Here is a 13,687-nt window from a genome sequence, read left to right as displayed (position 1 = left end):
TTCGTCCCGGTTCTGTGGTTCGATGGTCCACGCACCGCTGCGGGCTCCTCGAGGTCCCCGCACGGTCAGTGCCCCGGTAGCCCAACCGGCAGAGGCGTTCGGCTCAAACCCGATCCAGTGTGGGTTCGAATCCCACCCGGGGCACCCCCACGATGCAGGTCAGCGCGTTGACGCCTGGCCTGCATCGTCGTTCATGAGGCCGGACAGGGCCCGGTCCACCCACGCTGTGCGCCGGAGCCCCCCGAAGAAGGTCCCACGCGCCTGGTCCGCCACGTCGCATCCGGGTCTCCTCCCGATGGCTGCCCTCTCGACCTCCGGTCGATCGAGTATCGACTTTCGGTCGAGGTGGGAGCGCGCACGGTGCGAGAACGTGAAGAGACGGCCCAGGGGCGAGGACGGACCGTGTGCCTCGTGGGACAGGGACGGCGGGACTGCGACACGCACGAGGTCGTCGAGGTCATGGGGTACCTCACCGACCTCACGCGAACCCTCGCTCAGCGGGCCGAGGTGCTCGCAGGCGAGCAGATCCGTGCTGCGGCCGAGCACCGCGCCACGATCGAGCAGGCGAAAGGGCATCCTCGCGCTCACGTGCGACGTGAGCACCAGCCGCGCCTTCAGCGTCCTGCGGGCCGCGTCGAACGACCACGACGTGCCCCTGCGCAGGCTGTCGGGGTGGGTCGTCGAGCTGGCCGAACGCCTCCCGGTCGCCGAGGAGCATCGGCGATCGGTGCACGCTCTCCTGGACCGACCGTTCCAGCCGCAGCCGGAGGCGGCCGTGCTCGAACGACCGGCCTGACCGACAGGTCGCCGCACCCCCGCCGTCGGGCGGCGCCCGCCCGCCTCCCCCGACGCCGTCCCCCGCGGGGGACGAGGAGACCACGAAGAAGGCCGGGCGGCCGACGGGACGCGCTGGAACACGCACCGTCGGCCGCCCGGCCGCAGGAACCTCGGTCCGTCGTGCCCGTGTCGGGGGACCACCCGCACGACGGACCGAGGCGGTCTCAGGAGTCGGCGCCGACGGCCACCCGCTCCGGCGTGGCAGCGGGAGCCTCGGCCTTGCGGTGCCGCAGCACACGCCGCGTGACCATGAACCCGCCGACCAGCACCAGGAGACCGATCAGCACGGTCGCACCGATCTGGATGTAGACCCAGGTCGGCGGCGTGTAGGTGACCGTGGCCCCGGGCGCGAGCCCGTTCATGGCGTTCGAGTTGGCGACCGTGAACAGGATGTTGTGGGTCGCCTCACGGATGTCGCTGACCGCCTTGGCCGACGTCGTGTCCACGAAGGACTTCGACGGCTGGAAGGTCAGGGTCAGGTCCGTGCCCGCGCTGATCCCCTGGTTCGGGCTCATGTAGGGGTACAGGTTGAAGTCCGAGATCGCGAAACCCTCGAAGCCCCACTCGGTGCGCAGGACGTTCGTCATGAGCGCCTCGGAGCCGCCCGCCCAGGTGGCGCCGATGCGGTTGAACGAGCTCATGATGCCGCCCGCTCCGATCGTCGTCTCCGAGATCGTGCCGTTCTCGTCGGACACGTACTGCACGTCCATCGTGATGTTCTTGACGGCCATCTCGAACGGCTTGAGGTAGATCTCGCGGATCGTCTGCTCGTCCGCCCAGGTGGCGATGCCGTTGTTGACGCGGTTCGTCTCCTGCTCGTTGAGCGCGAAGTGCTTGAGCGCCGTGTAGACACCCTTGCTCGCGGCACCGTTGGACACCGCGGTCGCCATCGCACCGGAGAGGAACGGGTCCTCCGAGTAGTACTCGAAGTTGCGGCCGCCGAACGGCGAACGGTGAAGGTTCATCGCGGGCGCGTACCAGCCGTTGATGTCCTTGAACATCGCCTCGTTGCCGAGCATCTCGCCCATCGCCCTCCCGAGCTCGACGTCCCACGTCTGCGCGATGAGGAACTCCGACGGGTAGGCCACACCGTTGATCGAGGAGTTGATGAACGAGGAGAACCCCGCGGGGCCGTCGGGCTCGACGGTCTGCGGCTTGGCGATCGAACCGATCGCGGCCGTCTGGTAGGCACCGTTGAGGAGCATGCTGGTCATGTCACCGACCGAGACCGAGTCGAGCAGCTCGTCCCACTTCGGGTCGTCCTTGGGCAGACCACGCATGTCGACGAGAGTGAGGTCCGTCTGCGCACCGGTCGTGGGCATCTCGCCCTCGAACGCTGCCGCCGCGGCCTCGTCGTCCCAGGGCTGGAAGCCCTCCTGGACCGCCTCGTCCGCGACGAGCATGTCCGCGGTCGGAGCCTTCGGGAACGTCCCGGCGAAGTCCGCGCGGGACATCGAGAGGATCTTGCCCTCGGTCTGCTCGGTGCTGAACGCCGCCGAGACGTCGTCGAACTGGTTGGTCACCGGAGCGAGGTCCGTCGCGCGGTGGTCGTCGCCCGAGTACACGACGTCGGAGTCGACGGTGTAGACGAACGGCTCCGTGCCGGTGGCCACGGTGTGGGAGTCGGTCCGCAGGGTGATGCTGTAGTCGCCCGCCTCGAGGACGTACGCCTGGTTGCCCAGGTGGTCGTACGAGGCCATGTCCTCGACCGCGAGGTCGATCGTCACGGTCTCGCTCGCGCCCGGCTCGATCAGCCCCGTCTTGGTGAACCCACCGAGCACGACCTCGGACTTCTCGATCCCGCCGTCCGTGTAGGGAGCGGTGTAGTAGAGCTCGACGACGTCCTTGCCCGCCGTGGCGCCCGTGTTGGTGACCTCGACGGTCACGGAGATCTTCCCGTCGACCGCACCGGCCTCGGTGCTGACGACGTTCCAGGCGAAGCTCGAGTAGCTCAGGCCGTACCCGAAGGGGTAGACGACCGCGTCGTCGTAGTCGATGAAGCCCTCTGCCGCCGCGGTCTCGTAGTAGCGGTAGCCGAAGTAGATGCCCTCGGCGTAGTTCACGAACGGGGCGTCGGAGGTCAGCGTCGCGTTGGAGGTGGCCTTCTCGATCGCCGGGACCGGGAACGACGCCTCGATGTTGTCGTAGACGAAGCCGCCGAAGTTGGCGAAGGTCGGGTCTGCCGTGAAGTCGGCGGCCCACAGGTCCGAGGTGCGACCCGACGGGTTCACGTCGCCCGCCAGGATGTCGCCGAGCGCGTCGAGGCCCGTCGCGCCGGGCGAGCCGGCGAGCAGGATCGCGTCGACCCCGGGGTCGTCCTGGAGGTCGCCCATCTCGATGGTCGTCGAGGCGTTGACCACGACGACGACCGTCTCGAAGCTCTCCTTGGCCAGCGCGATCAGGTCACGCTCGTCCTTGTTGAGCTCGAGCTGGTGCTGTCCGGGCTCGGCGTTCTCGTCCCAGTCGGCCATGTCCTGCGTGAGGTCACCGCCCTCACCGCCCGGACGCCCGACGTAGACGACGGCCGCGTCGGAGTACTGCGAGAACGACGAGGCCTGCGCCTCGTACTCGCTCACCGGCATCTCACCGATGTAGTACGTCGAGATGTCGGGGCGGTCCATCTCGATGTAGCCCCGGGGGTTCTCCGCCGCGAACGCCTCGATCGTGGTGAAGACCTGGTCGTTGACCTCGAACCCGGCGTTCTCGAGGCCGGCACGTGCCGTGACCGCCGAGTTCGTGTCGACCGACCCCGAGCCAGAACCGCCGAACACGGGGTCCGCTGCCGCGCGACCCAGCATCGTGACGCGCGAGCTCGGCGCCAGCGGCAGCGCTCCGGCATCGTTCTTCGCCAGGACGATCCCGCCGGCCGCGATCTCCTCGACGAGCGTCTTGGCCGCAGCGTCGACCTCGTCGATCGACCCGAAGTCGGACGTGTAGTACTCGGTGTCCCAGTCGGCCGACTCCGCCGCGTTCGTGAACTCGTACGTGCCGGAGCCGAACTGGGACGCGACCCAGCCGCCGGCGACGTTGAGCGCGACGTTCGCGACGACCGTCACGACGGTCACCGTGGCGAGCGTGGGTGCCCAGATCCACAGGTACTTCTTGTTCGACATCGGCTTCTTCTGCCGATCGGCGTTCTTCGCCTTGGCGTTCACTGCATTCCTCCTCGAGTGCGGGCAGCGATCAGATCATGGGTGGGATCGTCGGCTGTGCGCCGCGGACGTGACGCACTGCCAGCGTCTCGTCGTGATTGGTCGACGGCCCGGTCCCGCGGACGGCGTCTGGCCAGGGACCGGGCGGTGCTCCGCAGAGCTACTCCGACACCTCGGAGATCTTCCCGTCCTGGTCGATCTGCCACGTCTGGCCGGTGGCGGCCGAGTCGCCCTCGATCGTGAACTTGCCGTCCTTGATGTCGACCGTGCCCTGCACGCGCGACGCGGCGTCCGAGGCCGTGTAGGGCACGACGAGGAGGCCGTACTTGACGGTCGGGGCCTTGACGTCGCTGGCAAGCATAATCTGGGCCCAGGAGTCGTCCTCGGCCAGGGCGTCCGCCACGGCCGTCTTGGCGTTCTCGAGGTCGTCCTTGATGTCGACGTCGGCTGCCTGCTCCGCGGAGGCGTTCGCGCCCGAGTCGCCGTCGCCGCTGCCGCAGGCGGTGAGGCCGAAGAGCCCCGTCAGACCCAGCACGACGCCGAGGCCGGTGGTCAGCACCTTGTTCTGCTTCACTTCTGCTCCTTGGTGAGTTCTGGCCGCGAGCACGTCCCGCGGCCTTGCGGGTGCACCGGGGCGTCCACGGGACGCCCCGGTACCCGGGTGGCCGCCGGCGCGAGCCGCCGGCCACCCGGTGCGCGGCCGTCAGTCCGTGATCGGCCCCGCGAAGTTCAGGCCGAAGCCGTAGTCGTACGAGCTGCCCGCGGCGTCGACGTAGGGCGTCATGTCCTTGGAGACGTCCTCGAGCTGGGCCTCGACCGTGTCCATGTCCTTCGGGAACTGGATCGGCAGGCGGCCCTTCGGCTCGTAGAGGCCGAGTGCGACCTCGATGAGCGCCTGGTCGCTGGTGCCGAAGCCCACGACGATGGCGTCGGACTTGCCCTCGAACTCGGTCGGGACGACCGGGTTGATCGCCTTGAGGACCGTGATCACCGGGATGTCCTTGCCGGTGGCCTCGACAGCAGCCGTGGCACGCTCGAACGCGTCCAGGTCGGACTCGTTCGCGATCTTCGAGGTGTTGCCGAAGTACGAGCGGTTCTGCTTGGTGCCGTCGGCCAGGATGTCCCCCGAGAGGGAGACCTTGCGGACGTTCTCGCCGTCCGCGGTGTACGGACGGTACTGCAGCGACAGCGGGTACCAGGTGTCGTTCTCCAGGTCGTGACCGATGTTGGAGAAGTTGCCGCCGTTGTCCGGGGAGTCCATGCCCACCAGGACGACGTCGACGTCGGAGAGGTCGGGAGCGGTGTAGCTCGAGACGACACCCTCGGCGTCGGTCACGGCCTCGTCGGTGACGACCTTGCCGAAGTACTTCTCGGCAGTCTCGATGTCGATGCTCGGTGCCTCGGTGTACTCACCGGGACCGAACGCGCTGGGGAAACCTGTGTTGAAGTTGCGCGGGATGTAGACGGTCTTGTCCTTCCAGTCCGCGGCGTCCGTGGCCGAGATGGTCTCGCCGTCGTTCTTGAGCATGACCACCGAGTCGAGCTGGGCCGCGTAGCCCGCCTCGACCTTGTCGTCGCTCGCGAGGACTTCCTTCGACTGCTCGAGGTCGAGGAACGGGTTCTCGTACAGGCCCGGGTTGAAGAACATCGTCAGGATGCGTGCGCCGGACTCCTGGAAGCGGGTCTGCGCGTCCTCCTCGAGCTCGCCTGCCTCGAACTTCTGCTGCCACAGGTCGGCGGCCTCGAGGATGTGGGTCGCGTCGTTGACGCCACCGAACATGTCGTGACCGGTGCCCAGCACCTTGAGGTAGCGCTCGGCCGGGGTGAGGCTCTCGGCGCCCCAGGCCATGCCGAACATCTCGCCCTCGTCGTCGGCGCCGCTCATGACGCCCCAGTCGGTGACCACGACGCCCTCGTAGCCGGCGTCCTTGCGGAGCTGGTCCATGCGGTCCTGGTCGTACGCCGTGCCCATGCGGTCGGTGAACTTCGGCTCACCGTTCGCGTCGAGCGCGATCGAGTACGCGGTCATCACTGCCGCGGAGTCGAGCGAGCCGAGGAAGGCCTGCTGCTGCGCCGCGATGTTGTCGCCCGGGTAGACGCCGTACTTGCCGGCGTCGGTGTGACCCTCGCGGCCACCTTCGCCCGGACCGTCACCGGACCAGTGCTTGATCATCGCGTTGACGGACTCCGGACCCCACTGGTCCGTGCCCTCGCTGCCCTGGTAGCCGTCGACGTACGCCGCAGCCAGCTCGGTGTTCTGGTCGGCGTCCTCGCCGAACGTGCCGCCGACGCGGAGCCAGCGCGGCTCGGTCGCGAGGTCGATCTGCGGCGACAGAGCCGTCGTCAGGCCGAGCGCACGGTACTCCGCCGAGGACATCTCGCCGAAGTTCTTGGTGTGCTCGGTGTTGAACGTCGCGGCGAGACCCAGGTTCGACGGCCAGCGCGAGATGTCCGCGCCCTCGGCGTTGTAGCCGCCGGAGCCTGCGGTCGAGCGCGGGTCGGACGCGAAGTTCACCGGGACGTACGGGGTGCCCTCGGCTGCGAGGGTCTCCGTGTAGGCCTGCATCGCGTTCGCCCACTTGACCGTCGCGTCGGCGTCGCTCGCGCCGGCGTGCAGCACGTTGCGCAGGTTGGAGTCCTTCAGGTACTCCTTCTGAGCGTCGGTGAGCCCGTCCGCCTGGGAGCGCTCGTGCGAGCTGAAGAGCATCAGGCCTGCGATCTGCTCGACCGACATCTCCTGGGCCAGGTCGGCGGCGCGGTCCTGAGCGGTCTCGCGCCAGTCCTCCCACGTGTCGAGCGTCCCGTTGGCGTTCATGTCCTTGAACGCGACCTTCTTGCCGTCGACCTCCTCGGTCAGGAGCTCGATCCCGCTGTCGGCGCCGTAGGAGAGGACCGGGCCGTCGCCGGGGTTCGTCACGACGACGAAGTCGGTCTTGCCGTCCGTGACCTCGCGGGTGGTGAAGGCGTTCCCGCTCTTGGTGTCGTTCTCGTCGGAGGTGCCGCTGGTGCAGCCCGCAACCGCGATCAGGGCGATCGCCGAGAGCGCCGCCGCTCCCTTGGCCCCTCTGGTCATCCTCTGGCCTCGTCGTGCCGTAGCCGTAGTCTTCATCGACATCCCATTTCGTCGCGCTTGCGGGTGTACACGTGTGTGTCTCCTTCGACTCTTCAAGTGCTGCCGCGCCCTAGATGCCCCCTCGTGGCAACATCGGTCGTGCGGACCTGGTCGACATCGGAGTCGGTCCCTGTCCGGACGACGCTGCGCTGCGCATGGCACACGCGGTGTCCCATCAGCGGAGCCCAGCGGACTCATCACAGCGCGGTTCCCGACGGCCCCCGGACCGTTCTGCACAACCTGTCGATTTCAGTGCACAACCTGTCGCCGGAGCGGGCTCCTTCGCCCGATGGCGGTGCTGTCGGCGCGCAGGGCGCGCAGGGCGCGCAGGGCGCGCAGGGCGCGCAGGGTGAAGGGCCCGGCACCGTGGTGGTGTCGGGCCCTTGGTGGGGAGAGTCAGTTGAAGCCGATGACGCGTTGGGCGGCTTTGTAGGCCAGGACGGACAGGTGGCGTCCGGGTCTGCCGGGCAGGTTGGAGATCTGGTGCAGGGTGGTGCGGCGTAGTCGGCGGTACAGGGCGGGGTCGTAGGCGCGCACGTGGGCCCAGAACTCGTCCTTCTTGCGTAGTGACTCGCGGGTGCCGGCGCGGACCAGGAGCATCGAGGAGACCAGGGACACGATGTCGAGGTAGTGCAGCATGTAGCGCTTGAGGGCGCGGGGCGTGGTGGGGTTCGCGCGGGCTGCGGACAGGTGTTCCATCATGGTGCGGTTGATGCGTAGCTGTTGGTCCACGCGCGAGATCATCACGGTCTCGTTGACGGACTGGTCCGCGCGCCCGATGTAGTACCGGTACAGGTCGACGTTCAGGTAGTACAGGCGTCGGACCGCGGGCAGGGGTGCGTAGGCGTAGAGGTTGTCGACGTAGAAGGTGTGCTCGGGCAGGACCAGGCCGGCCTCGCGCAGCAGGTCGGTGCGGTAGATCAGGGAGTGCATGAGGATGTACTGGTTCTTGCGCAGGCGCCCGACCTGGTCCCAGCCCAGGACCCGGTCCTGGGGTAGGGCGTTGGTGTAGCGCACGGCGGTCTTGTTGCGCTTGTCGACCTTCTCGTACACGAAGTTGCTGACCAGCATGTCGATGCCGGTGTCCTGGGTGACGAAGGAGTCCAGCAGGTCCAGGACCTTGGCGTAGGCGTCGGCCTCGAGCCAGTCGTCGGAGTCCACGATCTTGATGAACCGCCCGCGCGCGTGGGCCAGGCCCGTGTTGATCGCGGCCCCGTGACCCCCGTTGGGCTGATGGATCACGCGCACCACCCCCGGGTGGGCGGCGGCGTACCGGTCCGCGATCTGGGCCGTGGCGTCCCACGACCCGTCGTCCACGATCAAGACCTCCACCCGCTGGCCCCCGGCCAGCAGCGAGTCGATGCTGCGGTGCATGTACGCCGCAGAGTTGTAGCACGGCACCACGATCGTCAACAGCTTGGACATCAGCGCACTCTTCAGACTTCCTGGCCCGCACGGGCCGACGACGAGGACTCCCCCGCACCCCCGGCCACCGGCACACCCGCCACCTGAGCAGGGCCAGCCACCTCGCCCGGCTCTGGCGCCTGGTCCTCGGGGTCACGCTTGAAGATGATCTTGAAGATCGGGAAGAACACCCAGAACGATAGGGCACTGTTGATGATCATCGTGACCATGTCGGCCGCGGTCTCACCCGTCTTGCCCAACCCCCACGTGTCGATCAACAGCTCGTAGATCGGCGCCTTGTACAGGCCCTGCAACGCCGCCGCCGCGAACGTGATCACCACGTACGCCACCACGTACCAGAACGCCGCCCGCCAGATCGAGGTGTTCGACTTGAACGTCACGTTGCGCTGAGCGAAGAAGTTGATCACCTGCGCGATCAACAACGTCACCTGCACCGCCAAGAAGTACGCCAACCCACCCCCACCCTCAGGCAACGCCCCCGCCGCATAGTCGAACACGAAGAACGACGACCCATCCGGATTCGACCCCACCGGCAACACCTGAAACCCCGTGTCCACCAACCCCGTCGCCCCGAACACCGCCTTGAACGCCGGCATCAACGCCAGCTGCAGCACCGTCACCCCATTGCTCAACAAGAAGAACAACACGAACTGCGCCGCCCCCGGACGCCGCTCAGCAAACCCCGACCACGCCTGACCAATCCGACCGAACATCACACACTCACTCTCACGGGAAAAGGAACGAACCGGACGAGCGCGTCAGCGCGCGAGCTCGGCCCGCATCCGACGGGTCGCCCGACGGTTGCGGAAGAACCCTGAGACCAGGGCCCCCGACCCGCGGAAGAAGTGGCCGTTGACGATCGTGAGCAGGCCCTCGGCCATGTCCATGCTCATCGCGCCGTTCGTCATCTTCGCGATCGCCCTGAACGGCATGCCGCGCAGGAACAGGAGGTTCAGGTCCGGGGTGCCCTTGGCCTCGGCCCGCGCGATCCGTCGGGCGAGCTCGCGGTAGGCGAGCCGGGCCAGCGGGCTCCGTGCGTGCTCCATGTCCGACAACGGGCTGTTGACGCCGAGCGGCCCGGTCCCTCGGCCTCGCAGGGCGAGCGGACGGCCCAGGAGCGCGGCGAACGCCTCGTCGGACACGTCGGTCACGCGGCCGGTCCGGTACTCCTCGGGCAACGCCGGGACCGCGCTCGCGGCAGTGCCCGCGACGACGTGATCGGCCTCCAGGAGAACGGTCTCCACGTCGGAGGCCACGGCGAGCGTCCAGGCCCCCCCCTCGGTCTCCCAGGTGCCCGACGTCGTCGAGAAGTGCCGGAACGTGAACCGGTCGAAGTCGATGCGCACACGTCGGGACTCGCCCGGCGCGAGGTGCACCTTCGCGAAGCCCTTGAGCTCGCGCACGGGACGGTGCACGCCGTCGGCGTCCTGACGCCCGACGTAGAGCTGGGCGACCTCGGCCCCCGCGACGTCACCCGTGTTGGTCAGGGTGAACGTCACGCCGTCGGCGTCGACCGCGAGGTCGGCGTAGTCGAACGTCGTGTAGCTCAGCCCGAACCCGAAGGGGAACGTGACCGGGACGCCGACCGTCGAGTAGTAGCGGTAGCCCACGTAGGGCCCCTCGCGGTACTCGGCGTCGACCCCTTCGCCCGGGTAGTACCGCACGTTGGGGACGTCCTCGAGCCGGACGGGGTACGTCTCCGCGAGACGGCCCGACGGGTTCACGGCCCCCGTGAGGACGCGCACCACTGCCTCTGCGCCGCCCTGACCGCCCAGGTAGCCGTGGACCAGGGCGCCGCACTGCGACAGCCAGGGCACCTCCACGACGGACCCGGCGCTCAGGACGACCACGATCCGGCTCGTGACCGAGGAGAGCCGCGCCAGCAGCTCGACCTGGCTCTGCGGCAGCCGCAGGTGGCTCCGGTCCTGCCCCTCCGACTCGCTGATCTCGTCCAGGCCCAGGTACAGCAGCACCACGTCCGCCGCGCGCGCCGCGTCGACGGCCTCCGCGACGAGCGCGGGGTCCGAGGACCCGCCGCGCGTGAAGCCCTGCGCGGTCGCCACGACCTGCAGGTCCGAGGCGCTCAGGGCGTCCAGGGCCGTCGTGAGCCGGGTCGGGTTGACGACCGAGGAGCCGGCGCCCTGGTACCGGGGCGTCCCGGCGAAGTCTCCGACGACCGCGACCCGGGTCCCCGACGCCAACGGCAGGAGGTGGTCCTCGTTGCGCAGCAGCACCGCGCTCTGCTCGGCGACGGTGCGCGCCAGCTCGTGGTGCGCGTCGAGGTCGACCTCACGTCCCGCCCCGCCGATCCGGCTCCCGAGGACCTTCATCTCCTCGACGCGCGCGTCGAGGTCGGCCACGTCCAGGTCGCCGCACTCGACGGCGGCGACGATCTGCGCCGCCGAGTCCAGGCCCGGCGAGGGCATCTCGAGCGTCCCGCCGCGGCGGACCGCCTCGACCGCGTCGTTGCCGCCGCCCCAGTCCGTCACGACCGCACCGTCGAAGCCCCACTCGTCCCGCAGCACCTGCTGGAGCAGGAACGGGTTCTCGTTGGCGTACGTGCCGTTGATCAGGTTGTAGCTCGACATGATCGAGAAGGGCGAGGACTCACGGACCACGACCTCGAAGCCGGTCAGGTAGATCTCACGCAGCGTCCGCTCGTCCACGACGGAGTCGCTCGTCATGCGGCGCAGCTCCTGGCTGTTCGCCGCGAAGTGCTTGGGGCAGGCCGCGACGCCCCGCGACTGGATGCCCCGCACGTAGCCGGCAGCGAGACGCCCGGACAGGAGCGGGTCCTCGGAGAAGTACTCGAAGTTGCGCCCGCACAGCGGGCTGCGCTTGACGTTGAGACCAGGGCCGAGCAGGACGTCCACACCCTGGTGCGCGGCCTCGGCGCCGAGCGCCTCCCCGACCGACAGCGCCAGCTCGGGGTCCCAGCTGTTCGCGACCGTGGCCGCCGTCGGGAAGCAGGTCGCGGGCTGCGACGCACCCAGGCCGAGGTGGTCGGCCGAGCCCGTCTGCTTGCGGATGCCGTGCGGACCGTCGGACAGCCACAACGTCCGGATGCCGTGCCGAGGTACCGCCCGCGTCTCCCAGACGCTCTCCCCGCTGAGGAGTGCGGCCTTCTCGAGCGTGGTCAGTTCTTCCGTCATGGTTCTGCTTCCGTTCCCCCACGGAGGTCGTCTCTCATGGGTGCACTGGTGTGGTTCTGCACGCCCGACCGGTACGACGGGCTGCGTTGCTCTGAGGCCAGGTGTCGCGGTCTAGCGCGCCGCCTCGGCGAGGGGCTCGGTCGGCGCGACGGCGACGTCGGCCGGCCCGGCACCCGCACCCCCGTCGGTCCCGGGCATCTGCCTGAAGATGATCTTGAGGATCGGGAAGTACACGACGACCGAGATCAGCGCGTTGATGATCATCGTGACGAGGTCCGCCCCGACCTCCCCGGTGCTGCCCCAGCGCTCGACCATCCACTGGTAGATCGGTTCCTTGTAGAAGCCCTGCAGCGCTGCGGCCGCGAAGGTGATCACCACGTAGGCGACGAAGTACCAGGCGGCAGCACGCCAGATGTTCGTGTCCGACTTGAACGTGACGTTGCGCTGGAGGAAGAAGTTGATGACCTGGGCGATGAGCAGCGTGACCTGCACCGCGAGGAAGTACGCCAGTCCCCCGCCGCCGCCGGGAAGGGCACCCGCCGCGTAGTCGAAGAGGTAGAACGGCGAGCCGTCCGTGTTCGTGCTCACGGCGAGCGCCTGGAACGTCTGGTCCACGAGGGGCGTCAGGTTGAAGATCCCCTTGAACAACGGCATGAGCGCCAGCTGGAGCACCGTCATCCCTGTGCTCAGGAGCGAGAACATGATGAACTGCGCGACCGTGGGCCGACGCTCGGAGAGATCAGCCCAGAACGAGCGCACGGTCGCCTCCCCGGTGTCCTCGGGCCCGCGTCCGCGCGAGCCGGGGGCTCGCCCCGGGGTTCGCCGGGGAGTGGTCGCTGGACACGGCGTCGGCCCCGGGAGGGGCGGGATGCGTGCGTGGGTCCACTGGTGTGTCTCCTTCGACTGTCCACGAGCTGCCGCGTGGTGGGATCGCCCCGCCTACGCCGTCGACCGGGCGGACTCGGGCGACGTCGGAGTCAGTACCCACCTCCGCGGAGGGCTGCGACGTCCAGGTGGCCAGCGACGTTGGTGCCGCTGGTCGGTTGATAACGAACTCATCACAGCGCACACCCGACGGGGCGGGCCGTCGGTTTGCATAACCTGTCGGTTCTGACGCACAACCTGTCGCCCGGCCTGCCCGCGCCGTCGCGCGTCGGCCGTCGGCGAACGAGCAGCGGGGCGACGACCGCGGGGGCCGGCTAGATCGGGAGGTCGCCGACCCGCGTAGGTTCTCCGGGCAGCCGCGTCGCCGCGGGGGCGCGCAGCGCGTCGAGGACGAGTGCGTGAGCCCGGGTGTAGGCGTTCGCCGCGCTGGCCGTCCCGCGCGGCAGCCCCCGGCTGACGGCCGCCATGAGCAGGATCACGTCTCCGGTCGCGACGTCCGAGCGCAGGCTCCCCTCGCGCTGGGCGGCACCCACGAGCTCGTCGACGAGGTCGACGAGCTCGTCGCGGACGTGCACGAGACCCGCGTCGTGCGCACGGTCGGCGGACCCGGCCGTCGTCGGGGCGGCCGTCGTCGTCGGGCCGGTCGTCGTCGTCGGGCCGGTCGTCGGGCCCGTCAGCGGGCCCGTCAGCGAGCCCGTCAAGGTGAGGACGACGCGCAGCCGGTGCGACCAGCCGAGCGCACCGACGAGCGCTGCCCAGGCCGTGGGTTCACCGTCGCGTGCCGAGCGCATGTCGGTCAGGAGACCCTCGAGGGCGTCCTGCAGGACGGCGCGCAGAAGTGCCTCCCGGTCGGGGAAACGGCGGTAGAGCGTGCCGATGCCGACTCCGGCCTCGCGAGCCACGGTCTCGAGGGCGACGTCGGGGCCGACCTCGAGGAACAAGGACGTGGCCGCCGCGACGACCTGGTCGCGGTTGCGCTGCGCGTCGGCGCGCAGGACTGGCTCGGACATCGTTCCCCCTCGGTCGGCCTCTTCCGCAGCAGCGTAGCGCCCGCTACATTCACGATACGGAGGATCATCCTCCGGTTCTGTCGAAGCGCGAAGGCTGCGCGTGAGAGGAGGCCG

9 protein-coding genes and 1 tRNA gene are annotated in these 13,687 nt (G+C 69.1%); 2 read left to right on the top strand and 8 right to left on the bottom strand.

The genetic code is table 11. The features are described 5' to 3' along the window. The first annotated feature begins 70 nt into the window (after positions 1–70). Positions 71–144, top strand: a tRNA-Leu gene (locus tag JOD48_RS09885). Positions 145–595: 451 nt separating this feature from the next. Beyond that, positions 596–796, top strand: coding sequence for a hypothetical protein (locus tag JOD48_RS09880; RefSeq protein ID WP_204808803.1), 201 nt, complete (start codon positions 596–598; stop codon positions 794–796). A 205-nt stretch (positions 797–1,001) separates the two neighbouring features. Here JOD48_RS09880 and JOD48_RS09875 read toward each other — a convergent pair whose 3' ends face one another. The 8 genes from JOD48_RS09875 to JOD48_RS09840 form a co-directional block, all read right to left on the bottom strand. Then, positions 1,002–3,992, bottom strand: coding sequence for a glycoside hydrolase family 3 C-terminal domain-containing protein (locus JOD48_RS09875; protein WP_204808801.1), 2,991 nt, complete (start codon positions 3,990–3,992; stop codon positions 1,002–1,004). 157 nt (positions 3,993–4,149) lie between these two features. Further along, entirely contained in the window at positions 4,150–4,563 is a 414-nt protein-coding gene (locus tag JOD48_RS09870; RefSeq protein ID WP_191790309.1) for a hypothetical protein, read from the bottom strand. Between the two features lie 129 nt (positions 4,564–4,692). Then, positions 4,693–7,062, bottom strand: a complete 2,370-nt coding sequence (locus tag JOD48_RS09865; RefSeq protein ID WP_225226918.1) for a glycoside hydrolase family 3 N-terminal domain-containing protein — start codon at positions 7,060–7,062, stop codon at positions 4,693–4,695. Between the two features lie 435 nt (positions 7,063–7,497). Next, complete coding sequence (locus JOD48_RS09860; protein ID WP_204806813.1) at positions 7,498–8,526, bottom strand: glycosyltransferase family 2 protein; 1,029 nt, start codon at positions 8,524–8,526, stop codon at positions 7,498–7,500. 11 nt (positions 8,527–8,537) lie between these two features. Beyond that, entirely contained in the window at positions 8,538–9,239 is a 702-nt protein-coding gene (locus tag JOD48_RS09855) for a GtrA family protein (protein ID WP_239527831.1), read from the bottom strand. Positions 9,240–9,284: 45 nt separating this feature from the next. After that, positions 9,285–11,678, bottom strand: coding sequence for a glycoside hydrolase family 3 C-terminal domain-containing protein (locus tag JOD48_RS09850; protein WP_204808798.1), 2,394 nt, complete (start codon positions 11,676–11,678; stop codon positions 9,285–9,287). A gap of 111 nt (positions 11,679–11,789) precedes the next feature. After that, the gene (locus tag JOD48_RS09845; RefSeq protein ID WP_204808797.1) at positions 11,790–12,437 is read right to left on the bottom strand and encodes a hypothetical protein; all 648 of its coding nucleotides are present in this window, start codon (positions 12,435–12,437) and stop codon (positions 11,790–11,792) included. Between the two features lie 440 nt (positions 12,438–12,877). After that, positions 12,878–13,573, bottom strand: coding sequence for a TetR/AcrR family transcriptional regulator (locus tag JOD48_RS09840; protein ID WP_204808794.1), 696 nt, complete (start codon positions 13,571–13,573; stop codon positions 12,878–12,880). Between the last annotated feature and the right edge of the window lie 114 nt (positions 13,574–13,687).

Origin of the sequence: Oerskovia paurometabola (genome assembly GCF_016907365.1) — a bacterium.
In the GTDB taxonomy this organism is placed as follows: Bacteria; Actinomycetota; Actinomycetes; order Actinomycetales; family Cellulomonadaceae; genus Oerskovia; species Oerskovia paurometabola.
The sequence above is the reverse complement of the archived record's forward strand: the minus strand, read 5'-3'. Positions and strand labels throughout refer to the sequence as shown.